This window comes from Kitasatospora sp. NPDC096077, assembly GCF_040303245.1.
Lineage (GTDB): Bacteria > Actinomycetota > Actinomycetes > Streptomycetales > Streptomycetaceae > Kitasatospora.
Map to the genome: position 1 here is coordinate 155,331 of NZ_JBEOSV010000005.1, position 23,308 is coordinate 178,638.

Sequence of the window (23,308 nt, forward strand, 5' to 3'; positions counted from 1 at the left end):
GGGCGTTGACCCGGACTCCCGCCGAATGACCGTGTTCCCTCAAGCGGGCCTTAAATCCACCTTAAGTCCTACCTACGGTGACGGCCCGGCGACTGATCGCCACTCGGTACAACGGCTCTGCAACGGCCTTGACCACAGGGCCTGTTGGCCGTTGACACCACCCTTGGTCTAGGCCAGAGTCCATGCATCCGGTTCGAAATCGAACCTCACCGGATGTGGTATCGCGCCCTCCTCGAAGCTCTTCGCCGCCCCCTCCCGGACTCCCGCCGCGGGCGCGCCAATCACGCTGTCGGCCGGCACCACCGCTCCTGGACAACCCTCGGAGGATGGCGTGAAGAAGCGTCAGCTCGTGTCGACGCTCGGGATCATGGCCCTCGCGGCCGGACTGACGGCCTGTTCCTCGGCCGGATCGCCCTCGGGCGACGGCAAGGGTGCCGCCGCCGACTCGAAGGCCGCCACCGGCAGCGTCACCGTCTGGCTGATGGACGACGCCCAGAAGAACTGGCCGGACCTGGTCCAGCGGGTCAACGACGAGTTCGCGGCCAAGTACCCGGGCGTCAGCCTCAAGCTGGTCTACCAGGGTTGGGCCGACAAGGTCGGCAAGCTCGACAAGGCGCTCACCGACGGCAACGCCCCCGACGTGGTCGAGCTCGGCAACACCGAGACGATGAAGTACGTGCTCTCCGGCGCGCTGGCCCCGGTGGACCGCACCACCTTCGACAACTCCGACAGCTGGATCAAGGCGCTCGCCAACACCTGTACGTACCAGGACAAGCTGTGGTGCGTGCCGTACTACGCCGGCGCCCGGGTCGCCGTCTACAACTCCACCACCTTCCAACAGGCCACCGGCAGCGCGGAGTTCCCCAAGACCGAGAACGACCTGGTGACCGCGCTGGACCGGATCGCCGACAAGAACAAGTCCGACAGGACCTTCTCCCCGCTCTACCTGCCCGGGCCGTACTGGTACGCCGCGATGAGCTACGTGGCCGCGTACGGCGGCAGCATCGCCAAGTTCGACAGCTCCGGCAACTGGCACGGCACCCTGCACGACGCCAAGTCCCAGCAGGGCATCGGCCACTTCGTCGACCTCGTCCGCAAGTACAACAAGGGCGACCTGACGCAGAACGAGCAGAACCAGTTCGAGTCGATGGCGCGCGGGCACGCCGCGTCCTTCTACGGCAACGGCTTCGAGGCGGCCAGCGTCATCGCGCCGGTCACCGGCGACCCGACCCTCAAGGACGCCGTCAAGGTGGCCACCATGCCCGGCCCGGACGGCAAGCCGCTGCCCACCTTCATCGGCGGCTCCGACCTCGCCGTCACCGCCAAGTCCCAGCAGGTGGCGCTGGCCAGCGACTGGATCCGGATGTTCACCAGCACCAAGTCCGAACAGGCGCTGGCCGACAAGGACATCCTGCCGAACAACCTCACCCAGCTGAACCCGTTGAAGAACAAGCCCAGCACCGCCGCCGCGGCCAACGCCGTCCCGGACGCCTGGTTCACCCCGCTCGCGCCCGGCTGGGGCGCGGTGGAGAAGCAGAAGATCATCCCCGACATGCTGACCGCGATCCTCAAGGGCAAGTCCGTGGACCAGGCCACCAAGGACGCCGACGCCGCGATCGACCAGTTGATCAACAACCCGTCCTGACGCCCGGACCGCCCGGACCGCCCGATCGCTCGGTCCGGACGGCCCGGACCGCGCCCTCCCGCCCGCCGGGAGGGGGCGGTTCGGGGGTGCCCCGCCGGGGGAGCGCTCGTAGGATGCCCAGGAAGAACCGCAGCGAGTGTGCGGACTCGCCGCCGTAGAGGTCCCCGTCGGGCATCCCGCCCGGGCGGGGTCGACCCATCTCATCGGAGGCATCCAGATGTCCGACCCGCAGACCGTTCCCGTCCCCGGCCGGATCATGGCGGCGGAGATGGCCGAGCAGCCGGCCGTCCTCCAGCGCATCCTCGACGAGGGGGCGCCGAAGATCCGCGAGATCGCGGCCGGGATCGCCGCCCGCAACCCGCGCTTCGTCCTGCTGACCGCGCGCGGCACGTCCGACAACGCGGCGCTCTACGCCAAGTACCTGATCGAGATCCTGCTCGGCAAGCCGGCCGGGCTGACCTCGATGTCCACCACCACCGCGTACGGGGCCAAGCCGGACCTCACCGACGTCCTGGTGATCACGGTCAGCCAGTCCGGCGGCTCGCCGGACCTGGTCGCCTCCACCAAGGCCGCCCGCGAGGCCGGGGCGATCACCCTCGCCGTCACCAACAACCCGGACTCCCCGCTCGCCGAGGTCTCCGAGTTCCACATCGACGTGCTGGCCGGGCCGGAGAAGGCGCTGCCGGCCACCAAGACCTACACCGCCGAGCTGCTGGCGCTCTACCTGCTGGTCGAGGGCCTGAGGGGTGGGGACGGTTCGGCCGCCAAGGAGCTGCCGGGCCTGGCCGCCGGGGTGCTGGCCCGCCAGGCCGAGGTGCGGGCGCTGGCCGAGCGCTACCGCTTCGCCCAGCGGCTGGTGATCACCTCGCGCGGCTACGGCTACCCGACCGCCCGCGAGGCGGCGCTCAAGCTGATGGAGACCACCTACATCCCGGCCAGCCCGTTCTCCGGCGCCGACCTGTTGCACGGCCCGCTGGCGATGGTGGACAACGTCTCGCCGGTGATCGCGATCGTCCCGGACGGCAAGGGCGGCGAGGCCCTCCAGCCGGTGCTGGACCGGCTGCGCGGGCGCGGCGCGGACCTCGTGGTGATCGGCCAGCAGGCCCAGGTGGACGCCGCCTCGGCGGGCTTCGCGCTGCCGCCCGGCGTGCCGGAGGAGGTCCAGCCGATCCTGGAGATCCTGCCGCTCCAGCAGCTGGCCTACGAGGTCACCATCGCCCGCGGCCAGGACCCGGACGCCCCGCGCGCCCTGGCGAAGGTCACCGAGACCCACTGAGTGGAGCGGTCCGGCCCCCGTCCACAGGCTGTGGACGGGGGCCGGACCGTTGAGCGGCGGAACATGGTCGCGGGGGAGCGGGCCGGCAGGAGTCACGGCCCCGGAAAGGGGAGTCACGGCCCCGGAAAGCACTACGGGCCACGGCGCCGACACGGGACCCTCAACCCATGCGGCACCGCAGCCCGGAGCTGTCGTCGGGCGCCGGAGTCGATCGAGAACTGTGCGGGGTCCTCGTTCGGCGGCGTCCGACCGAGGAGAAGCCGCGCGCGGTCAGGGCAGTTGCGCGGTGGGCCTCTCCTTGGTGCCCTTTCATTGTGGACTAGACCAATCTGGGTTGTCCAGGCCGCTCGGCACATTGGTCTAAACAACTCCGGACAGTCATCCACTGCCAGCGGACAGTCCGCCGAGCCCCCTGCCGGGCGGCGGCGCTACCCTCGCCATGTGCCCTCGTTGAACGAACTCGTCCGCCGCCACACCACCCTGACCGGGGCCGACGTGGAATGGCTCCACCACCTGGTCTCGGAGTGGCAGCTGCTCTCCGACCTCTCCTTCGCCGACCTGGTGCTGTGGATCCCCACCTGGGACGGCATCCGCTACGTCTCGGTGGCGCAGATGCGGCCCAACACCGGGCCCACCTCCTACCAGGACGACATGGTCGGCCACCTCGTCCCGCGCGGGCGCCGCCCGCTGCTGGACGCCGCCTTCGACGAGGGGCGGATCGTCCGCGAGGGCGACCCGGAGTGGCGCGAGGAGGTCCCGGTCCGGGTCGAGTCGATCCCGGTCCGGCGGGAGGGCAAGGTGCTCGGGGTGATCGCCCGCAACACCAACCTGCTGACCGTGCGCACCCCCAGCCGGCTGGAGCTCACCTACCTGCAGAGCGCCTCCGACCTGGCCCAGATGATCGCGGCCGGCAGCTTCCCGTACCCCGGCGTCGAACAGGCCGACATGGACGCCGCGCCCCGGGTCGGCGACGGCCTGATCCGGCTGGACGCGGACGGCGTGGTCACCTACGCCAGCCCCAACGCCCTCTCCGCCTACCACCGGCTCGGCCTCACCACCGACCTGGTCGGCAGCCACCTCGGCCGGGCCACCGCCGAACTCGCCCCGCCGTCCCGCTCGGCCGTCCACGAGGCGCTGGTGAAGCTGGCCAGCGGCTGGGCGCCCCGGCAGACCGAGGTGGAGGCCCAGGGGGGAGTGGTGACCCTGCGGGCGATCCCGCTCAAGCCCAAGGGGGTCCTGACCGGTTCCCTGGTGCTCTGCCGGGACGTCACCGAGCTGCGCCGCCGCGACCGCGAGCTGATGACCAAGGACGCGACCATCCGGGAGATCCACCACCGGGTGAAGAACAACCTGCAGACCGTCGCCGCGCTGCTGCGACTGCAGTCCCGCCGGATGGACTCCGAGTCCGGCCGGGCCGCGCTGGACGAGGCGGTGCGCCGGGTCGGCTCGATCGCGATCGTGCACGAGACGCTCTCCCAGGCGCTGGACGAGAAGGTCGCCTTCGACGAGATCGCGGACCGGGTGCTGGCGATGGTGATGGAGCTGTCCCAGGACGGCCGGGTGGCCACCCGCCGCACCGGGAGCTTCGGCATCCTCTCCGCCGAGGTGGCCACCCCGCTGTCGATGGTGCTCACCGAGCTGCTGCAGAACGCGCTGGAACACGCCTTCGGTCCGACGGCCTCCGGGAACCTGGAGGTGAGCGCGCTGCGCGGCCGGGCCCCGGCGACCGGCATGGGCTGGTCGGACAGCTGGAACGGCGGCGCCCGGCCGGAGGAGTACCTGCTGATCACCGTGCAGGACGACGGCCGCGGCATGCCGGAGGGCTTCGACCCGAAGACGGCGGGCAACCTCGGGCTGCAGATCGTCCGGACGCTGGCCACCGGTGAGTTGGGCGGGACCTTCGACATGGTGGCCGGTCCGAACGGCGGGACCAAGGTGATCCTGGAGATCCCGGTCCGCTGAGGCGCGCGGTGCAGTCGGTGCATTTCGGCGTGCGGTGGGGGCGCGTACTCGACACAAGCGCCGGGCGCGCACTCCGCGCGCCCGGCGCTGCCACTGCGTCGCTGCCGCTGTGCCGCCGCCGTTGCGTCGCCGCCGTTCGGGCGCGGAAACAGAAACGAGGCCCTGTCGACCGGGGGGGGGGTGGGTCGACAGGGCCTCTCAACCCGTTCCGGCCGTCGGGGGGAGTCGGCCGGAACGGGGGCTCTGGGTGGTGCGGCACCTCGCATGTGCGTTGCACACGGTGAGCGCCTCAGCTCCACAATATTGCTCTGAGTGAACAGTATCAAGTGGCTGGACGGTCCGGTGTCGCGGGGCCTCGACCAGCAAGGCCCTTTGTGCGGAAGGCTTCACCAGGAGGTGCAGGGAAGCCTTTGATCATGTGTTGATCGGTACTGCGGTTACTGCTGGTACTACGGCGTGTGACCGGATGCTGCTGATCAGGCGGTGCGGGCGCGGTTGCGGGCGGCACGGCGCTTCATCGCGCGACGCTCGTCCTCGCTCATGCCGCCCCAGACGCCGGCGTCCTGGCCGGTCTCGAGAGCCCACTGGAGGCACTGCTCCATCACCGGACAGCGGCGGCACACGGCCTTGGCTTCCTCGATCTGCAGCAGAGCAGGACCGGTGTTCCCGATCGGGAAGAACAGCTCCGGGTCCTCTTCGCGGCAGACAGCGCGGTGGCGCCAGTCCATGGTCGTCCAACTCCTCCTGCCGCGGGGGGTGGCCCGATCGGCATAATCGAATGGCTTGTGAATGTGAACGCTTTCACGAATCCCACAACAGCAAAAGAGACCAAAGGCCCATCGGGCCCGGGTGGTCTGTGCTGGGAGGGGATTCGGCGATTCGAGGGACACCCCGCGGTCGGCGCTCCTGTGGTTCCGGAGTTGCCGTCGCTGCGATGTGTCCCGATCGCCATGTAGAGGTTCGCAAACCTCGGGCTCGGATACAACCCCCTTCGGGGAGGAATTTTTGATTCTTCGGTGTCGCCTAGCTCACAGCCAGTACTTCTATGGAGTGAAGGGGGCTTGTGCGTTCGAGAAGAAGGGCGAAGCCCACTTCCGGTCACACAATCACACGCAGTGCCCGCCGTACGCCTGTGAAACTGACGCGACTCCGGTCTCCAAGATGGTCCCCGTCGACCTGGAACGGGACGGGTTCCTGGGAAACCAAGGTGAAGTGTCTGACGTCGTGATAGGAGACGACGTGCTTTCCGGACGGGCCGGCCGGCGGGGTGCCGTCGCTCGAAGACCCGTACGACCGCAGGATCTGACGGATCGTTCGAGCAGTACCGAACGCCGTCATCCGGGTGATGCCGAAGGCGTCCAGATCGGTGTCGAAGGAGGCGAGCGGTGAGGGGTAGACCGGACGGTTGCCGAGGAACGTCCACGGCGAGGTGTTGCTGACTATGGCCAGCACCAGGCCCGGAACGGTCTCGCGGCCCGGGATTTCCAGGGCCACGGGGCCCGAGCGGCGCTGGTCACGCTGGGTGAAGTAGTGCCGGAGCGCCTGTCCCACGTACAGCGCGTGGGTGGACTTGCGCCCGGCCCGGCGCTGCTCCTCGACCCGGCCGACCACCCCCGCGTCGAAGCCGAGGCCGGCGGTGAAGGTGAACCAGCGGTCCGGCAGTCCCTCGGTCATCGCCTTGCCCAGCCCGATCGGCCGCTCGTGCCCGTGCTCCAGCGCGTCCAGCAGGGCGCCGGTGGCCTCCACCGGGTCGTTGGGCAGGCCGAGCGCGCGGGCGAACACATTGGTCGAACCGCCCGGCACCACGGCCAGTCGCGGGACCTTCTCGCCCGGGCCGTGCGTCAGCAGCCCGTTCACCACTTCGTTGACGGTGCCGTCCCCGCCCAGCGCCACCACCAGGTCGACCGTGCCGTCCTGCGCGGCCTCCCGGGCCAGATCGCGTGCGTGGCCCCGGTACTGGGTCTCGGCGACCTCCAGCTTGAGGTCGCTGCGCAGCGCGTGGATCAGTACGTCCCTGGTCCGGCCACTGGTGGTGGTGGCCTTGTGGTTCACGACCAGGAGAGCGCGCATGGGGAAAGCCTACGGGGCCGTACGGGCCGACCGGCGGCTACCCTGCTGGAGTGACCGCAGAATCCTCCGCCCCCGCACCCGCCCGTCCGGTCCCGCTCACCCTGGGCGCCGCCATCACCGCGCTGGAGGGCGCCGCGCTGGCCGTCGTCGGAGTCTCGGACATGGTGTCCGCGCTCTCCGGCCAGGCCAAGCAGCTGGCCCTGAACGAGTTCGGCGGCCTGGTGATCGTGCTGCTCGGAGTGCTGCCGATACTGGCCGCCCGCGCGCTGCTCAAGGGGCGCCGCTGGGGCCGCAGTCCCGCCGTGCTGACCAACTCGATCTGCCTGCCGGTCGCTTACTACATGATCGAGAGCGGCGGCGCGATGATCGCGGTCGGCGCGCTGGTCGGACTGCTCGGCCTGGTGGGCATCGGCGCGCTGCTGAATCCGAAGTGCACGGCGGCGCTGTACAGCGACCAGCAGGACTGAGTACCGGCAGGACCGAGTACCGGCAGGGCCGAGCACTGGCAGGACCGAGCGAACCCCCGAACGACCGGACGGCCGCCACAGCACGAGCTGTGGCGGCCGTCCGGTCGTTTCCGCGTTCCTACTCCTCCACGAGGAGCTTCTCCCGCAGCTGGGCCAGCGTCCGGGCGAGCAGCCGGGAGACGTGCATCTGGGAGATCCCCACCTCGGCGGCGATCTGCGACTGGGTCATGTTCCGGAAGAACCGCAGCACCAGGATCTTCTGTTCCCGGGGCGGCAGTTGGGCCAGCAGCGGCTTGAGCGACTCGCGGTACTCGACGCCCTCCAGCGCCTCGTCGGTCGCGCCCAGGGTGTCCGCCACGGCCGGCGACTCGTCGTCGCTGTCCGGGACGTCCAGGGACAGCGTGGAGTAGGCGTTGGCGGACTCCAGGCCCTCCAGCACGTCCTCCTCGGAGATCCCCAGGTGCTCGGCCAGCTCGTGCACCGTGGGGGAGCGGCCGTGCCGCTGGGAGAGCTCGCTGGTGGCCGTGGTGAGCGACAGCCGCAGCTCCTGCAGCCGGCGCGGGACGCGCACCGCCCAGCCCTTGTCGCGGAAGTGCCGCTTGATCTCGCCGACGATGGTCGGCGTCGCGTAGGTGGAGAACTCGACCCCGCGCTCGTGGTCGAAGCGGTCCACCGACTTGATCAGCCCGATGGTGGCGACCTGGGTCAGGTCGTCCAGCGGCTCGCCGCGGTTGCGGAACCGCCGGGCCAGGTGCTCGACCAGCGGGATGTGCATCCGCACCAGCTGGTTGCGCAGCTCGACCCGCTCCGGGGAGCCCTCGGGCAGCACGGACAGCCGGACGAACAGCGCGCGGGCGGCCTCCCGGTCGGGCGCGCCGGTGCGGTGCGAGACCTGGGCGGGCACGGCGCCGTGCAGCTCCGCGGCCTCCTGCGCCGGCTCCTGCGGCGGAGGGGAAGCGGGCGTCGGCTCGGACGTCGGCTCGGTCGGGTGGCTCATCCGGTGGGCGTCCTTCGGGTGCGCTTCGTCGTTGGCGGCGAGGCCGGAAACGCTCGCCTGGGTCGGTACGGCAGGTCCCGCCGTCGCGAGGCCGGTACGGTCCAGATCACTCACGGCCATTCCCCCGTTCCGTTCCGGGAGCACCGGGGCCGAGGCCCCGGCATCGTCTCGTTGGTCGTACCGCCCGGGGGGCGGTACCGGGAGCCGCCCGTCGGCCCCGGGAGGGGGACGGCGGACGGCCCTTGCAGGGTGCTGCTCGGTGCCCGGTCAGTGGGCGGCGGACCCGCCGCGCTTCTTGTGCAGGCTGATCGACACGGTCTTGTCCTCGGCGACCGAGGAGTCCACCTCACCGGCCAGTGCGGAGAGCACCGTCCAGGCGAAGGTGTCCCGTTCGGGAGCCTTGCCGTCCGTGGTCGGAGCAGCGACGGTGACCTTCAACGAGTCGCCGACCAGCCGGAACTCGCAGGACAACACGGAGCCGGGCACCGCCTGCTGGAGCAGGATGGCGCAGGCCTCGTCGACCGCGATCCGCAGGTCCTCGATCTCGTCGAGGGTGAAGTCCAACCGGGCGGCGAGCCCGGCCGTCGCTGTTCGCAGCACGGAGAGGTAGGCCCCCGCCGCGGGCAGCCGGACCTCCACGAAGTCCTGAACTCCGAGATCGCTGTCGATCTGGGACACCCTTGCCTCCTGGGTGACGCGCTGTGCTTGCTTGGTACCCCCGAGGGGGCTTCCTTCCGCACCCGGTGCGGGAGTTACTCATGGTAAGGCATTGCGACGCAGGGTGGCAGGGGCTTTGCCCCTACTCCGTGCGTCCGTTCTGCGTCCGTTCAACGGCTCCCGGCGGCCGCGAGTGCCTCGTCGGTGAGACGGTAGACCGTCCAGCCGTTCATCGGCACCGCGCCGAGCGACTTGTAGAAGTCGATCGAGGGCTGGTTCCAGTCGAGCACCGACCACTCCACTCGCGCGTAGCCGCGCTCGACGGCGATCCGGGCCAGTTCCAGCAGCAGCGCCTTGCCGTGGCCGCCGCCGCGGGCCGCCGGGCGGACGTACAGGTCCTCCAGGTAGATCCCGTGGGTCCCGCGCCAGGTCGAGAAGTTGCGGAACCAGAGCGCGAAGCCGACCGGCTCGCCGGTGGCGTCGTCCTCCGCGATCAGGCCGAACACCGCCGGGTCGGCGCCGAACAGCGCCTCGCGCAGCTGCTCCTCGGTGGCCACGGCCTCCTGCGGGGCCTTCTCGTACTCCGCCAGTTCGCGGATCATGGCCAGGACCAGGGGGACGTCGGTGACGACGGCGGTGCGGATCATGCCGCGAGCCTACTGCTCGGGCCCCGCCTCGTCCCAGGCCTGGAGCGTGGTCTGGTCGACGATCCGGCCGTCCCGCAGGCCGGCCACCGAGGCGGCGAGCACCCGCACGCCGTCGGGGTAGCGGCAGGACTCCAGGAAGGCGACCCGGTCGTCCTGGACCACCACCTGCTCCAGCTTGTGGGTCATCTCGCGGCCGTAGACGTCGTCCAGCATGGCCCCGATCTCGTCCCGCCCGTGCATCACCAGGGGGTGGCTGGGCTGGGTCCTGCGGTCGACCACGCGCAGTTCGGCGTCCTCGGCGTACAGCGCCAGCAGTGTCTCGGCCTCGCAGCGTTCGATGCCCTCGCGCAGCGCGCGGGTGTCGAAGGCGGCGGCGGCCGCGGTCGCGGTCATGGCGGCACTCCTCCGGTCGGGTTCCGTCGGCTCGCACTTCGAGCGTACGCCCGGCGGGTGCGGGCCCGGCCCGACCGGAGGAGGGCGGTCAGCGGGCCGGGACGCTGCGCAGGTAGTCGGCCAGCGCGCTGATCGCGGCCGGGTTGCGCGGGCTCTCCACCAGGTCGACGTAGTCCATCACGAAGATCCGGTCGTTCTTCACCGCGGAGACGTTCGCCAGCGGCGGGAAGGACAGCAGGAACTTCCGCTTCTCCTCGGCGCCCGGGGTGGCGTAGTTGTTGATCACGATCACCTCCGGGTCGCGCTGCACGACGCTCTCCCAGCCGGCGGTGACCCAGGTGTCCGCGAGGTCGCCCATGATGTTGTCGCCGCCCGCCTTGGCGATGATCTCGTCGGCGGCGGCGAACTTCCCGGCGGTGTACGGCTTGTCCTGCCCGCTGTCGTACAGGAAGACGGACGGGCGGTGCCCGGGGGCCGGGACGGCGGCGATCCTCGCCTTGGAGTCGGCGATCAGCTTGTCGGCGCGGTCCTTGACGTCGAAGATCTCGCCGAGGTTGGCCAGGTCGGTGTAGAGCGCCTCCAGCGGGTCCATCACCCCGCGCTCGCTGCCCTTGCCGCTGCGGCAGGACTCGCTGAGCACGTAGGAGTCGACGCCGAGCGCCTTGAACGCCTGCGGGGTGACCCCGCTGCCCTCGTCGAAGCCGTAGTGCCAGCCGGCGAACACCAGGTCGGCCTTGGCGTCCAGGGCGATCTCCTTGGTGAGCACCTTCTTGGAGAGCCACTTGGTCTGCTGGTAGCCGTCCTTCCAGGCCACCTTGTCGACCTGGCCCTTGTCGTCGGGCATCACGTAGCCGGCCATCCGGTCGGCCAGGCCGAGGGAGAGCATCAGCTCGGTGATGTTGACGTCGTTGGTCACCACCCGGGCGGGCTTCTGCGCGAAGGTGAGCTTCTCGCCGCAGTTCTCCACGGTCACCGGGTAGTGGGCGGAGGTGCTGCCGGCCTGGCTCGGGGCGATCTCGGCACCGCAGGCGGTCAGGCCGAGGGCGAGCAGGGCGGCGGTGGCAACGGCCTTGGTACGCAAGCTACTTCTTTCGGGTCGGAGCGGGGCTTCGGGAGGACGGACGGGATCCGGGACGACGGACGGGGTTCGGGGGGCAGCGGACGGGATTCAGGGCAGGCGGTCGAACAGCAGCTGGACGGCGCCGGTGTCCGGATGCCGGACCGGAGTGGCCCGGACCCCGAACACCTCGGCCAGCAGGGCGGGTCGGAGCACCTCCGCGGGCGTGCCGGAGGCGACGATCCGCCCGGCCGCCAGCACGTACAGGCGATCGCAGTGGCCCGCGGCCAGGTTGAGGTCGTGCAGCGCGGTGAGCACCGTCGGCCCGGCCTCGCGGGCGATCGCCAGCACCTCCAACTGGTGGGCGATGTCCAGGTGGTTGGTGGGTTCGTCCAGCACCAGCAGGCGCGGCTCCTGGACGAGCGCGCGGGCGATCAGCACCCGCTGCTTCTCGCCCCCGGAGAGGCTCAGGAAGCCGCGCTCGGCGAGGTGTTCGGCCCGGACCCGGCGCAGCGCGGCCGCGCAGCGCTCCCGGTCCGCCCCGGTCGGGCCGCCCAGGCCGCGCCGGTGCGGCAGCCGGCCCATGGCGACCACCTCGGCCACCGTGAAGTCGAACTCGGCGGAGTGCTCCTGGGTCAGCGCGGCCACCCGGCGGGCCGCCTCGCGGGCGGTGAGCGCGTGCAGGTCGTCGCCGTCCAGCCGGACCGCGCCGCCGGCCGGCCGCAGCACCCGGTAGACGCAGCGCAGCAGGGTCGACTTGCCGCTGCCGTTCGGGCCGATCAGCCCGACCACCTGGCCGGCCGCGGCCGCCAGGCTCACCTCGTGCACCAGCCGGGTGCCGGCCAGCTCCACCGAGACGCCGTCGACGGCCAGCTCCTGGGCCTGCGTCACCCCGGTCACCGGGCGCCCCCGAAGGCCTGGCCGCGGCGGCGCATCATCAGCAGGAAGGCGGGCACCCCGAGCACCGCGGTGAACACCCCGACCGGCAGTTCGGCGGGCGCCAGCAGGGTGCGCGAGGCGATGTCCACCCAGACCAGCAGCAGCGCCCCGGCGAGCGGTGCGACCGCCAGCACCCGGCGGTGCCCGGCGCCGACCAGCATCCGGGCCAGGTGCGGCATCAGCAGCCCGACGAAGCCGATCGCCCCGCTGACCGCGACCACGGTGCCGGTGACGGCGGCGGTCACCACGAACAGCTCCCGGCGCAGCCGCTCCGGGTCCACGCCGAGCGAGGCGGAGGTCTCGTCGCCCATCGCCAGCGCGTCCAACCGCCCGGCGGCGCAGGCCAGGTACGCGATGCCGGCGAGCACGGCGCAGGCGGCGATCGGCACCTTGCCCCAGGTGGCGCCGCCGAGGCTGCCGAGCAGCCACATCATGGCGTCCCGGGCGGCCTCGGCGTTGTCCGAGGAGAACACCATCAGGGTGGTCAGGGCGGAGAAGCCGTAGGAGAGCGCGGTGCCGGTGAGCACCAGCCGCAGCGGGGTGAGCCCGTACGCGGTGCGGGCGGCGAGGTAGACCAGCACCATGGCGAGCAGCGCGGAGCCGAACGCGGAGACGGAGACCGCCCACACCCCGAGCGAGGCGAAGGCGCCGAGCAGCAGGACGGCGTTGGCGCCGACGGCGGCGCCGGAGGAGATGCCGAGCACGAAGGGGTCGGCGAGGGCGTTGCGCACCAGGGCCTGGACGGCGACCCCGGTGGCGGCCAGTCCGCCGCCGACCACGGCGGCCAGCACGGTGCGCGGCAGCCGGAGCTCCCAGACGATCGCGTACGCCGCGGCGTCGCTCGCCTCCAGCCGGCCGCCGGTCAGCCCGGCGCCCAACAGTCGCAGCACGCGCGGGAGTTCGATCCCGGAGGCGCCGAAGGCGACCCCGCAGACCAGCGAGACCAGCAGGGCGGCGGCGAGTCCGACGGCGAGCGGGACGGTCGGTATTCGGCGAACGGGGTCACTCACGTGCGGGGCGCGCCTTGCCTCGGGCCGCGGGTGTGCCGGGGCGGACGCCGGTCGGGGGCGGGCCCGGGCGCCGTCCCCTCGCAGTCCACGGCGAGTTGTCGGGAGGTCGGCGGCCGAGGGCGATCGGGCTGGCGCGGTCGGTCGGACCGCGCTCACCGTTGCGGGACAGCGCCGGATTCGCACCGGACTTCCCCCTCGGACGCCCTGGCAGCATAACAGCCGCTCAGGGCAGGCAACCCTTACCGGGGGCGGGTCGCACGTGGACGCACGACCGCCCCCGTCCGAACGGTGCGGACGGGGGCGGTCGGGTGGCGACGCGTCAGGCTCAGGCCTGCTTGGTCTCCCAGAAGATCTTGTCGACCTCGGCGATCAGGTCCAGCAGGGCCTGGCCGGTGGCCGGGTCGGTGGACGCCTTGGCGGCCGAGGCGGCCTTCAGGGTGTCGTTGATCAGCTGGTGCAGCTGCGGGTACTTCTCGAAGTGCGGGGCCTTGAAGTAGTCGCTCCACAGCACCGAGATGTGGTGCTTGACGGCCTCGGCGCGCTGCTCCTTGATGATGATGGCGCGGGCGCGGAAGTGCGGGTCCTCGTTGGCCTGGTACTTCTCCTGGGTGGCCTTGACCGACTCGGCCTCAAGCTTGGCCTGCGCCGGGTCGTAGACACCGCACGGCAGGTCACAGTGGGCGTGGGCGGTGGCGCGAGGTGCAAACAGACGAGAGAACATGGGAGTCCTTCCTTAGATCGTCTTCCCGCGCCCGAGACTACCCTTCCGGCCTCGCGGTTTCGCGGTCGGAGGGTGGGCCTAGGGCGAAAGACGGACCCGGAACCGGGGTAATCCGGGCATCGAACGGATGACGGTCCGTACGGCAGACTGGGGGCGGTCGGTCCGGTCAGGTCGGTTCCGGTCCCGGAGGAGGAGTCGTGGCGCGGAGCACGGAGCCGCAGGGCGGCGCGCGGGTCGGCCCGGTGCCGTTCGGGCTGGTCGACGTGGCGGGCCCGTCGATGGTCCCGACCCTGCGCGAGGGCGACCAACTGCTGGTTCGCTACGGCGCGCCGATCCGGCCCGGCGCGGTGGTGCTGTTCCGGCACCCCTTCCAGCAGGACCTACTGGTGGTGAAGCGGGCCGCCGAGCGCCGCCCGAAGGGCTGGTGGCTGCTGTCCGACAACCGGCCGGTGGACAGCGACAGCCGCAGCTACGGCCCGGTCCCGGACGACCTGGTGCTCGGCCGGGTGCTGCTGCGGCTGCGCCCGAGCCCGGCCTGGCTGGCGCCGGGGCGCGGGCTGGAACGGCTGCTGCTCGGCTCCCGACTGGCCCGGGTACCGGGGCTGGCCCGCCGGCTCGGGGTGTTCGTCGAGGAGGTCTAGCCCCCTAGCCGCCCGCGTGCAGCGCCGCCTCGGCCTCCTGCCGCTTGCGGGCCCGGTACGCGGCGACGTTGGCGCGGGTCGCGCAGCGGTCGGAGCAGTAGCGGCGGGAGCGGTTGGTCGAGGTGTCCAGGTAGGCGTTGCGGCAGGGCGCGGCCTGGCAGATGCCGAGCCGGTCGGCGCCCAGTTCGGTGAGGTGGACCGCCAGTCCCATGCAGGCGACGGCGCTGAAGTGGGCGGTCGCGGTGGGGGAGTTGTCGGCCAGGTGCAGGTGCCAGCGCGGCCGTCCGGCGTCGTCCAGGTAGTCGTGCCCGGAGACCTGCGGGCTGACCGGGTACTCGATCAGCAGGCTGTTCAGCAGGTCGACGGCCCGGACCTCGTCCCCCTCGGCAGCGGCCTCGAACACCCCGCGCAGCCTGGTCCGCACCGCCCGCAGCCGGGGCACGTCGGACTCCTCGGAGAGCGCGGCGGCCCGCGCGGAGTCGGAGAACAGGCCGCGCACCGAGTCCGCCGAGGTCAGGGTGTCGGTGCCGCGCTCGGGTTCCTCGGTGTTCACCAGCCGAACGGCGAGGTCGGCGTACGAGGCGAGCTCCACGGCGGTCCTTCCAGGGGTTTCGGTAACGGGCTGACTGCTTCCAGCCTATTACGGGGTGAGCGATTGTGTCGGGCTGCGGTCATGGCTCTGTTGTGTCGATAACCCGGGGACAGGCAAGGCGCTGATGTGTAGTGTCCATGTCATAAGACTGGGTTCGACAAGCGGCCCAGTGCGCCTTCGATCGCTTGGCGAAAGGAGACTCGTGAAGCTTCGACAGGGCTGGAGCCGCGGTACCCGGCGCGCGGTGGGCGCCGCGCTCGCAGCGTTCCTCGGGGCGGTGCCGTTGGTGGTGCTTCCGGCCGGACCGGCGGCCGCCGACCCCGGGTTCTGCGGGGTGCGGGTGGACGGTCCGACGATCGTTCCCGGCGTCGCACTTTACGCCTACCGCGTCCGCAACAAGTGCGGTGACGCACATGCGTTCAAGGTCTACTTCCCGGAGATCGGCAGGTCCACGTTCTGCGAGACCATCGACCCGTACGAGAGCTACTCGTACACGTACATGGGCGAGACGACGTGGTGGGAGGTCCGTAACTGCTAGTCGCCGCAGGTTCGCGAACGCACTGAACAGACTCACTGGGAGAACGGACGGTACATGAAGGTGCGAAGCATGGCGATCGGTCGGACACTGGCCGTCGGCGCGGCCACTGCTGGCCTGGCATTCACCGTCTCGGTCGCGGCCCCCGCGACCACGGCCTCGGCGGATCCGGGTTTCTGCGGGGTCCGTTCCGGAGTGAATGCCGGAGGAGACGAGGCGAGCATCATCTACACGGTCAGGAACAGGTGTGCCGACGCGCAGAGCTTCCGGGTACGCCTCCCGTCGTCGGGACGCGAAAGCGGCTGCCAGACGGTGCCGGGCTACGGCTACGGCTACTTCGCGATCCAGTTCGCCGACCGCGACTGGCTGGTCATCGGCTGCTCGTGACCGGCTGAAGCCGGAGTGACCCGGGCCGGCGCCCGGCAGGAAACCGCCTGCCGGGCGCCGGTCGTACGGGCGCGGAGGACCTCAGAGGACCTTGGAGAGGAAGGCCCTGGTGCGCTCGTGCTGCGGGTCGGTGAGCACCTCGCGGGGGTTGCCGGACTCGACCACCACGCCGCCGTCCATGAACACCAGCGCGTCGCCGACCTCGCGGGCGAAGCCCATCTCGTGGGTGACGACGATCATCGTCATCCCGTCCTCGGCCAGCCCGCGCATGACGTCCAGGACGTCGCCGACCAGCTCCGGGTCGAGCGCCGAGGTGGGCTCGTCGAAGAGCATCAGCTTGGGCTGCATGGCCAGCGCGCGGGCGATCGCGACGCGCTGCTGCTGGCCGCCGGAGAGCTGGGAGGGGTAGTTCCTCGCCTTGTCGGTGAGGCCGACCCGCTCCAGCAGGGCCATGCCGCGCTCCCGGGCCTCGGCCTTGCTCTCGCCCTTGACCTGGACCGGCGCCTCCATGATGTTCTCTATGGCGGTCATGTGCGGGAACAGGTTGAAGCGCTGGAAGACCATGCCGATGTCGCGCCGCTTGAGGGCGACCTCGCGGTCCTTGAGCTCGTGGAGCTTGTCGCCCCTCTGCTGGTAGCCGACCAGTTCGCCGTCCACCCAGAGGCGGCCGCCGTTGATCTTCTCCAGGTGGTTGATGCAGCGCAGGAAGGTCGACTTGCCGGAACCGGACGGACCGATCAGGCAGAACACCTCGCCCTTGCGGACCTCCAGGTCGATGCCCTTGAGCACCTCGACCGGGCCGTAGGACTTGTGGACGCCCTCGGCGCGGACCATCGGCTGCCCGGAAGGGGCGGTGTCGGCGGTGGTCTTGGTCAGATCGGTCATACGTGACCACCTCCCTCAAGCCCCGGGACCACGTCGGTGGTCGTCTTCGGGGCGGGCTTCCCGGCGAACAGGCCCCGCAGCCGCTGCAGCGGGGTGGGCGGGAGGGTGCGGTTGGAACCTCGGGCGTAGTAGCGCTCGATGTAGTACTGCCCGATGGTCAGTACAGAGGTGAAGAACAGGTACCAGAGGCTGACCACGATCAGCAGCGGGATGTTCTGGTAGTTCCGAGAGTAGATGACCTGGCCGGCCCGGAAGATCTCCTCCAGGGAGATCACCGAGACCAGCGAGGTGGTCTTCAGCATCGAGATGGTCTCGTTGCCGGTCGGCGGGATGATCACCCGCATCGCCTGCGGCAGGATGATCCGCCGCATGGTCTGGAAGCGGCTCATGCCGAGCGCGTGGGCGGCCTCGGCCTGGCCCTCGTCCACCGACTGGATGCCGCCGCGGACGATCTCCGCCATGTAGGCGGCCTCGTTGAGGCCGAGGCCCAGCAGGGCGGCGACGAAGGTCGGGATCAGCACGTTGGTCTCGCCGGACCAGAACTCCGGGCCCCACGGGACGCCGATCGAGAGCTTGGCCCAGATCAGGCCGAGGAAGTTCCAGAACACCAGCTGCACCAGCACCGGGGTGCCGCGGAAGACCCAGATGTAGACCCAGGCGGTGCCGGCCAGCAGCGGGTTCGGGGACAGCCGCATCACCGCGAGGATGATGCCGCCGACCACACCCATGAGCATGGAGAGGGCGGTCAGCTCCAGCGTCACGAGCAGCCCGTGCATGATGCTGTCGTGGAACAGGTACTGCCCGACGATGTCCCACTTGAAGGCGGGGTTGGTGAAGAGGGCGCTCAGCAGCATCGCCGCGAGCAGGGCGATGACGACGGCGCCCGCCCAGCGTCCGGGGTGGCGGACCGGGACGGCCTTGATGGTCTCAGGCCGTCCCTTCGCCGCCGTCCCCTTGTCCAGAGAGTTCACGGTGTGGCCTCGGGGGAGAGAAGAAGCGTACGAGGGGTCAGCTGGTGGCACCGTTGACGACGGACTTGTCGAGGGCACCGGCCTCGACGCCCCACTTGGCGAGGATCTGCTTGTAGGTGCCGTCGTCGATCAGCGACTGGACGGCGCCCTGGACGGCCGGGGTGAGCTTGGAGCCCTTGGCCAGCGCGATGCCGTAGGGGGCCACGCCGTAGGTGTCGCCGAGCTTCTCCAGCTGGCCGCCGGACTGCTTGATGGCGTAGTCGACGACCTGGGAGTCGGCCATCATCGCGTCGTCGCGGCCGGAGACCACGGCGTTGGTGACGTCCGTCTGGAGGTCGAACTTGTCGCCCTCGTTCTGGATGCCCGGCTTGCCGGCCTTGACGCAGTCCGGGTTGCGGGTGTCCTTGATCTCGTCGGCCTGGGTGGTGCCGGTCTGGACGGAGACCTTCTTGCCGCAGAGGTCCTTCGGGTCGACCTTGTTGGGGTTGCCCTTCTTGACCGCGATGGCGCTGCCGGAGTTGAAGTAGGTCACCATGTCGACGACCTGCTCGCGCTCCTTGTTGTCCGTGAAGGAGGACATGCCGAGCTGGAACTTGTTCGACTGGATGCCGGGGATGATCGCGGTGAAGCCGGAGTCCTGGACGTCGGCCTTGAGGCCGAGCTTGGCGGCGATCGCGGTGGCGAGGTCGACGTCCATGCCGATGACCTTGCCGCTGTCGTCCTTGAACTCGTCCGGCGCGTAGGAGGCGTCCGCACCGACCAGGAGCTTCCCGGTCGACTTGATGTCGGCGGGGACGAGGGCGGCCAGCTTGTCGTCGGCCTTGACCGTGTTGACGGTCGCGGACGCGTTCGGGGCGCCGCTGCCCGTGTCGCTCTTGCTGCTGCTGCAGCCGGTCAGCGCCAGGGAGACGGAGACGGCAGCCACGCCGGCCGCGAAGAGGCGGGTGCGCTGGGTACGGACGCTCATGAGGGGGATCTCCTCCTGGGGAGAGAAATCGGGCGGAGGCGCCGCGGGAGCGGCGCACCGGGGCAGCTGGCCGTACGGAGCCGTACGGATGGGTATGTCGCTGTACGTCGTCGTACGTGCGTTGCCGGGTGGTGCAGTTGCCTGGGCGGATGGGGGCTGCCCAGGGTGGTGCGGGTACTGCTTCCGCCACCCTCCGCCGAGGTGGACGTCGACCTGGAACCGCCTCGACCGGTGGCCGGCTCGATCCGAGATGGGGGGAATCCTGCCATCTGATGACAGTCAGATGGCCCTCATCCAGATCAAAATCGGATAACGAGGGCTCAAGCTGTCCGCTATTCGGACGGATCGCGTGCCCCTGTCACCCTGCGTATAAGTATGCAGATCTGTTTGTGCTCCGCCGGAAGCCCCGCCGGGACGGGAGGGGCCCCCGGCGGAGCCCCGAAGGGCCCCGGCGGGCTCAGATGCCGCCGTTGACCACCGCGTTCTGCGCCGCACCGGCGCTCACGCTCCACTTGGCGAGGACCTTGTCGTACTCGCCGCTGCGGATCAGCTGGTCCACCGCCTTGGACAGGGTGTCGCGCAGCTCGGTGTCCTCCTTGCGCACCGCGATCCCGTACGGGGTGGAGGTGGACTGGGCGCCGGTCACCTCGAAGCGGGCGCCGCCGTCGGTGTTCTTCGCCGCGTAGGCGGCCACCGGGAAGTCGTTCAGGCCGGCCGCCGCGGTGCCGGAGGAGATCTCGGCCAGCGCCTTGGCGTCGGTGTCGAGGCGGTGCACGGTCAGCTGGCGGCCGGTGCGGGCGCAGACCGCCACCTGCCGGGTGGCGATGTCGTCCTGGGTGGTGCCCTGCTGGAAGGCGATCGTCCGGCCGCACAGGTCGTCCAGGTTCCGGATCCCCTTGGGGTTGCCCCTCGGGACGACGATCGAGGTCCCGGCGATGAAGTAGTCAACGAAGTCGACGCCCGGGTTGACCTGCTTGCCGTTCTCGTCCAGGCCCTCGCGGCGCTGGCGGACGTCGCTGAGCGCGGACATCGCCACGTCGAACTGCTTGCCCTGGAGGTTCGGTATCAGCTTGTCGAACGGGGTGTCCACGAACTCGACCCGCACGTCGAGGATCTTCCCGAGGGCGGCGGCGAGGTCCGGGTCGAGGCCGGTCGGCTTGCCGTCCGGGCCGCGGAACTCCACCGGCGCGTAGTTCACGTCCATGCCGATCCGCAGCACCCCGGCCGAGCGCTGGGCCTTCGGCAGCTTGTCGCGGACGTCCTTGACCGGGTCGCTCGCGGCGGCCTGCCCGCCACCGCCGCATCCGGTGAGCAGCAGGGCTCCGGCCGCCGCCAGGGCGGCGGCGGCGAAGGCCGGGCGACGGGCAGGGGGGAGGTGAGGCATGAGGGTGCTCCTGGGGGCGGACCGCGGTCACCGCGGCGGTGTCGCACTCGGGTACGCGGAATGGCGGACAGACGATCCTGCCATCCCGCCCTGCCGGGCCCGGCAGCGGGTGTGTCAGAATTCGGTACCGGGTGACCCCCGAATGCTCGAACCAGGCCGACGAGCCCCGACAGGCTCGGGGCGCTCGGGAACGGAAGTCATCACGTGGCTCCGTATCCGGAGCGCCGAATCCCCTACGGGCCTGCGTTCACCCCCGCGGGTAAGCGTGCCGCCACGCCGTTGCCGCCGCCGGAGTCCGGTGCTTCCGACACCTGGGCCCCAGCAGACGCGACAGCACGGCGATGAACGGTGCGTGACGAGGACGAAAAGGCATAGGTGCGATGCCTTGGTCCGACCTACGCTCGGCCCGGTAGCACAACGCGGACAACAGACCAGACCCCATAAAAACCCTCATCCGAGGGCGCCATCCGACGGTAGCGCCCCCGCCCCGACCCCGGGTCCGCCCTCGGCGTACCCGGTTTCCGGTTTCCGGCCGGGGCGCCCGTCCGTCGGCCGCGCACCTCGCCAGATCAATGACGAAGAGGTCATCGTGGCAGCGGAGATCATCAGCAGCACCCAGGACACCGTCGATCCCGTCGACGCCGTTTTCGCGCTCCACCGCGGCGGCAAGATGGAGATCCGGGCGACCGTGCCGGTGCAGGACGCGGACGACCTGTCCCTCGCCTACACCCCCGGTGTGGCGCGGGTGTGCACGGCCATCGCCGAGCAGCCGGAGCTGGTCAACGACTACACCTGGAAGTCCAACACCGTCGCGGTGGTCACCGACGGCACCGCGGTGCTGGGCCTCGGTGACATCGGCCCGGAGGCCTCGCTCCCGGTGATGGAGGGCAAGGCCATCCTGTTCAAGCAGTTCGGCGGCGTGGACGCGGTGCCGATCGCGCTGGCCTGCACCGAGGTGGACGAGATCGTCGAGACGGTGGTCCGGCTGGCCCCGTCCTTCGGCGGCGTCAACCTGGAGGACATCTCCGCCCCGCGCTGTTTCGAGATCGAGCGCCGGCTCCAGGAGGCCCTGGACATCCCGGTCTTCCACGACGACCAGCACGGCACCGCGATCGTCACCACCGCGGCTCTGTGGAACGCGGCCGAGGTGACCGGCCGGGAGATCGGCTCGCTGCGGGCCGTCATCTCCGGCGCCGGCGCGGCCGGCATCGCGATCGCCAAGATGCTGCTGGCGGCGGGCATCGGCGACGTGGCCGTGTGCGACCGCAAGGGCGTGGTCCACCAGGGCCGCGAGGACCTGACGGACGTCAAGGCCGAGATCGCCGAACTGACCAACCGCACCGGCCTGAAGGGCACCCTGGCCGACGCGCTGGCCGGCGCCGACGTGTTCATCGGCGTCTCCGGCGGCACCGTGCCGGAGGAGGTCGTGGCGACCATGGCGGAGGGCGCGTTCATCTTCGCGATGGCCAACCCCAACCCGGAGATCCACCCCGAGGTGGCGCACAAGTACGCGGCGGTCGTCGCCACCGGGCGCAGCGACTTCCCGAACCAGATCAACAACGTGCTGGCCTTCCCGGGCATCTTCGCGGGCGCCCTCCAGGTGCGGGCCTCCCGGATCACCGAGGGCATGAAGCTGGCCGCCGCCAAGGCGCTGGCCGGCGTGGTGGCCGACGAGCTGACCCCGCAGAAGGTCATCCCCTCGCCGTTCGACGAGCGGGTCGCCCCGGCGGTCACCAAGGCCGTCGCCGAGGCCGCCCGGGCCGAGGGCGTGGCCCGGATCTGACGGTCCGACGTTCGACACGCCCCCCGTGAGCCGAAGGGCGCGCCGCTGCCGAAAGCGAGGAGCGACAAGCGAGGCACGAGCGCTGGAGCGACGACCGTCGGCAGCGGGTTCGAGCGCTCGGAGGCGAGCAGGGGAGTAATGGGGGCCGGGGCCGGGACACGCGTCACACTCACGCGTTGTTCCCGGCCCCGGCCGTCCCGGCTAGTGTCCGGGGCATGTTTGCTGCCTATGCCGCCCGTATCGACGCCGACGACCCGCTGAGCGGGCTGGAGTTGGGCGAACTCCCCGAGCCGCAGGCCCGTCCCGGCTGGAGCGTGGTCACGGTCCGGGCCGCCAGCCTCAACCACCACGACCTGTGGTCGCTGCGCGGGGTCGGGCTGCCCGCCGAGCGGCTGCCGATGATCCTCGGGTGCGACGCCGCGGGCGTCGACGAGGACGGCAACGAGGTGGTGGTCCACTCGGTGATCGGCGGGACCGGGCACGGGGTGGGCCCGACCGAGCGCCCGTCCATCCTGACCGAGCGCTACCAGGGCACCTTCGCCCAGCGGGTGGCCGTCCCCACCTGGAACCTGCTGCCGAAGCCGGCCGAGCTGAGCTTCGAGGAGGCCGCCTGCCTGCCCACGGCCTGGCTGACGGCCTACCGGATGCTGTTCACCAACGCCGGGGTCAAGCCCGGTGACACCGTGCTGGTGCAGGGGGCGGGCGGCGGGGTGGCGACCGCCCTGGTCGTCCTCGGCAAGGCGGCCGGCCTGCGGGTCTGGGTCACCGGCCGGGACGAGGCCAAGCGCCGCCGGGCGGTCGAGCTCGGTGCGGACGCGGCCTTCGAGAGCGGTGCCCGGCTGCCCGCCCGGGTGGACGCGGTGATGGAGACGGTCGGCGCCGCGACCTGGTCGAACTCGGTGAAGTCCCTGCGCCCGGGCGGCACCGTCGTCATCTCCGGGGCCACCTCCGGCCCCAACCCGAGCGCCGCCGAGCTGAACCGGATCTTCTTCCTGGAGCTCAAGGTGGTCGGTTCGACCATGGGCACCAAGGAGGAGCTGGCCGGGCTGCTGGCGCTGTGCGCCAACACGGGGATCCGTCCGGTGATCGACTCCGTGCTGCCGCTGGCCGAGGCCCGGAAGGGCTTTGCCCGGCTCGCCGGGGGCGAGGTTTTCGGCAAGATCGTGCTCAACCCCTGACGTGCTCGACCCCTCGCGCGCTCAACCCATCGCGTGCTCAACCCCCGCTGGGCTCAACTCCCGGCGTGCGACGGCCCGGTGTCCCCTGCGGAGGAGGCACCGGGCCGGAGCCGTCGGTCCGTCGACGTGTCGACGCGTCGGTGT

Annotated in this window: 24 protein-coding genes; 9 read left to right on the forward strand and 15 right to left on the reverse strand. The window is 71.0% G+C overall.

The annotated features are described in order from the left end of the window. Positions 1 to 367 precede the first annotated feature (367 nt). From ABTZ03_RS07595 to ABTZ03_RS07605, 3 genes are all read left to right on the forward strand, one after another. Complete coding sequence (locus ABTZ03_RS07595; protein ID WP_350512062.1) at positions 368 to 1,645, forward strand: extracellular solute-binding protein; 1,278 nt, start codon at positions 368 to 370, stop codon at positions 1,643 to 1,645. A gap of 217 nt (positions 1,646 to 1,862) precedes the next feature. Continuing rightward, positions 1,863 to 2,921 carry an SIS domain-containing protein gene (locus ABTZ03_RS07600; RefSeq protein WP_350511933.1) on the forward strand — a complete coding sequence of 353 codons (1,059 nt, stop codon included), beginning with the start codon at positions 1,863 to 1,865 and terminating at the stop codon, positions 2,919 to 2,921. Positions 2,922 to 3,371: 450 nt separating this feature from the next. Beyond that, positions 3,372 to 4,883: a sensor histidine kinase gene (locus tag ABTZ03_RS07605; RefSeq protein ID WP_350512063.1), complete on the forward strand. Its 1,512-nt coding sequence runs from the start codon at positions 3,372 to 3,374 to the stop codon at positions 4,881 to 4,883. A gap of 476 nt (positions 4,884 to 5,359) precedes the next feature. Here ABTZ03_RS07605 and ABTZ03_RS07610 read toward each other — a convergent pair whose 3' ends face one another. Further along, complete coding sequence (locus ABTZ03_RS07610; protein WP_014138019.1) at positions 5,360 to 5,611, reverse strand: WhiB family transcriptional regulator; 252 nt, start codon at positions 5,609 to 5,611, stop codon at positions 5,360 to 5,362. Positions 5,612 to 5,981: 370 nt separating this feature from the next. Continuing rightward, positions 5,982 to 6,953, reverse strand: a complete 972-nt coding sequence (locus ABTZ03_RS07615; RefSeq protein ID WP_350511934.1) for a diacylglycerol/lipid kinase family protein — start codon at positions 6,951 to 6,953, stop codon at positions 5,982 to 5,984. Between the two features lie 50 nt (positions 6,954 to 7,003). Here ABTZ03_RS07615 and ABTZ03_RS07620 point away from each other — a divergent pair, with 50 nt between their 5' ends. After that, complete coding sequence (locus ABTZ03_RS07620) at positions 7,004 to 7,420, forward strand: hypothetical protein (protein ID WP_350511935.1); 417 nt, start codon at positions 7,004 to 7,006, stop codon at positions 7,418 to 7,420. A gap of 118 nt (positions 7,421 to 7,538) precedes the next feature. On the opposite strand, the gene ABTZ03_RS07625 is transcribed toward ABTZ03_RS07620, so the two are convergent. The 8 genes from ABTZ03_RS07625 to sodN form a co-directional block, all read right to left on the reverse strand. Then, positions 7,539 to 8,531 carry an RNA polymerase sigma factor SigF gene (locus ABTZ03_RS07625; protein ID WP_400920387.1) on the reverse strand — a complete coding sequence of 331 codons (993 nt, stop codon included), beginning with the start codon at positions 8,529 to 8,531 and terminating at the stop codon, positions 7,539 to 7,541. Positions 8,532 to 8,684: 153 nt separating this feature from the next. Further along, positions 8,685 to 9,095 (reverse strand): ATP-binding protein, encoded by a 411-nt coding sequence (locus ABTZ03_RS07630; protein WP_350511937.1) that lies wholly within the window; start codon positions 9,093 to 9,095, stop codon positions 8,685 to 8,687. A 149-nt stretch (positions 9,096 to 9,244) separates the two neighbouring features. Further along, the gene (locus ABTZ03_RS07635) at positions 9,245 to 9,721 is read right to left on the reverse strand and encodes a GNAT family N-acetyltransferase (RefSeq protein WP_350511938.1); all 477 of its coding nucleotides are present in this window, start codon (positions 9,719 to 9,721) and stop codon (positions 9,245 to 9,247) included. Positions 9,722 to 9,730: 9 nt separating this feature from the next. After that, positions 9,731 to 10,114, reverse strand: a complete 384-nt coding sequence (locus ABTZ03_RS07640) for a nuclear transport factor 2 family protein (RefSeq protein WP_350511939.1) — start codon at positions 10,112 to 10,114, stop codon at positions 9,731 to 9,733. 88 nt (positions 10,115 to 10,202) lie between these two features. Then, positions 10,203 to 11,195 (reverse strand): ABC transporter substrate-binding protein, encoded by a 993-nt coding sequence (locus ABTZ03_RS07645; RefSeq protein WP_350511940.1) that lies wholly within the window; start codon positions 11,193 to 11,195, stop codon positions 10,203 to 10,205. Positions 11,196 to 11,282: 87 nt separating this feature from the next. Next, complete coding sequence (locus ABTZ03_RS07650) at positions 11,283 to 12,071, reverse strand: ABC transporter ATP-binding protein (RefSeq protein WP_350511941.1); 789 nt, start codon at positions 12,069 to 12,071, stop codon at positions 11,283 to 11,285. After that, on the reverse strand, positions 12,068 to 13,120 hold the full coding sequence (locus ABTZ03_RS07655; RefSeq protein WP_350511942.1) for a FecCD family ABC transporter permease: 1,053 nt from the start codon (positions 13,118 to 13,120) through the stop codon (positions 12,068 to 12,070). The genes ABTZ03_RS07650 and ABTZ03_RS07655 overlap by 4 nt, the downstream gene beginning before the upstream one ends. A gap of 325 nt (positions 13,121 to 13,445) precedes the next feature. Then, positions 13,446 to 13,841 (reverse strand): superoxide dismutase, Ni, encoded by a 396-nt coding sequence (gene sodN, locus ABTZ03_RS07660; protein ID WP_045699892.1) that lies wholly within the window; start codon positions 13,839 to 13,841, stop codon positions 13,446 to 13,448. Positions 13,842 to 14,038: 197 nt separating this feature from the next. On the opposite strand from sodN, the gene sodX reads away from it, so the two are divergent. Further along, a complete protein-coding gene (sodX, locus tag ABTZ03_RS07665; RefSeq protein WP_502894406.1) occupies positions 14,039 to 14,482 on the forward strand; it encodes a nickel-type superoxide dismutase maturation protease in 444 nt (147 codons plus the stop codon). 4 nt (positions 14,483 to 14,486) lie between these two features. Here the strand turns inward: sodX and ABTZ03_RS07670 are convergent, their stop codons facing one another. Next, positions 14,487 to 15,074, reverse strand: a complete 588-nt coding sequence (locus ABTZ03_RS07670; protein ID WP_350511943.1) for a CGNR zinc finger domain-containing protein — start codon at positions 15,072 to 15,074, stop codon at positions 14,487 to 14,489. Between the two features lie 202 nt (positions 15,075 to 15,276). On the opposite strand from ABTZ03_RS07670, the gene ABTZ03_RS07675 reads away from it, so the two are divergent. Continuing rightward, a complete protein-coding gene (locus tag ABTZ03_RS07675) occupies positions 15,277 to 15,612 on the forward strand; it encodes a hypothetical protein (RefSeq protein WP_350511944.1) in 336 nt (111 codons plus the stop codon). 69 nt (positions 15,613 to 15,681) lie between these two features. Further along, positions 15,682 to 15,996 (forward strand): hypothetical protein, encoded by a 315-nt coding sequence (locus tag ABTZ03_RS07680; protein ID WP_350511945.1) that lies wholly within the window; start codon positions 15,682 to 15,684, stop codon positions 15,994 to 15,996. An 81-nt stretch (positions 15,997 to 16,077) separates the two neighbouring features. Here ABTZ03_RS07680 and ABTZ03_RS07685 read toward each other — a convergent pair whose 3' ends face one another. From ABTZ03_RS07685 to ABTZ03_RS07700, 4 genes are all read right to left on the reverse strand, one after another. Further along, positions 16,078 to 16,881, reverse strand: coding sequence for an amino acid ABC transporter ATP-binding protein (locus ABTZ03_RS07685; protein WP_350511946.1), 804 nt, complete (start codon positions 16,879 to 16,881; stop codon positions 16,078 to 16,080). Then, positions 16,878 to 17,852 carry an amino acid ABC transporter permease gene (locus tag ABTZ03_RS07690; RefSeq protein WP_350511947.1) on the reverse strand — a complete coding sequence of 325 codons (975 nt, stop codon included), beginning with the start codon at positions 17,850 to 17,852 and terminating at the stop codon, positions 16,878 to 16,880. The genes ABTZ03_RS07685 and ABTZ03_RS07690 overlap by 4 nt, the downstream gene beginning before the upstream one ends. Before the next feature lie 37 nt (positions 17,853 to 17,889). Further along, positions 17,890 to 18,819: an ABC transporter substrate-binding protein gene (locus ABTZ03_RS07695; protein WP_350511948.1), complete on the reverse strand. Its 930-nt coding sequence runs from the start codon at positions 18,817 to 18,819 to the stop codon at positions 17,890 to 17,892. Between the two features lie 457 nt (positions 18,820 to 19,276). Then, entirely contained in the window at positions 19,277 to 20,203 is a 927-nt protein-coding gene (locus tag ABTZ03_RS07700) for an ABC transporter substrate-binding protein (RefSeq protein WP_350511949.1), read from the reverse strand. Positions 20,204 to 20,792: 589 nt separating this feature from the next. Here ABTZ03_RS07700 and ABTZ03_RS07705 point away from each other — a divergent pair. Together ABTZ03_RS07705 and ABTZ03_RS07710 are read left to right on the forward strand one after the other, a co-directional pair. After that, complete coding sequence (locus ABTZ03_RS07705) at positions 20,793 to 21,986, forward strand: NAD(P)-dependent malic enzyme (protein ID WP_350511950.1); 1,194 nt, start codon at positions 20,793 to 20,795, stop codon at positions 21,984 to 21,986. Between the two features lie 215 nt (positions 21,987 to 22,201). Beyond that, positions 22,202 to 23,164, forward strand: coding sequence for a zinc-binding dehydrogenase (locus ABTZ03_RS07710; protein WP_350511951.1), 963 nt, complete (start codon positions 22,202 to 22,204; stop codon positions 23,162 to 23,164). Positions 23,165 to 23,308 lie beyond the last annotated feature (144 nt).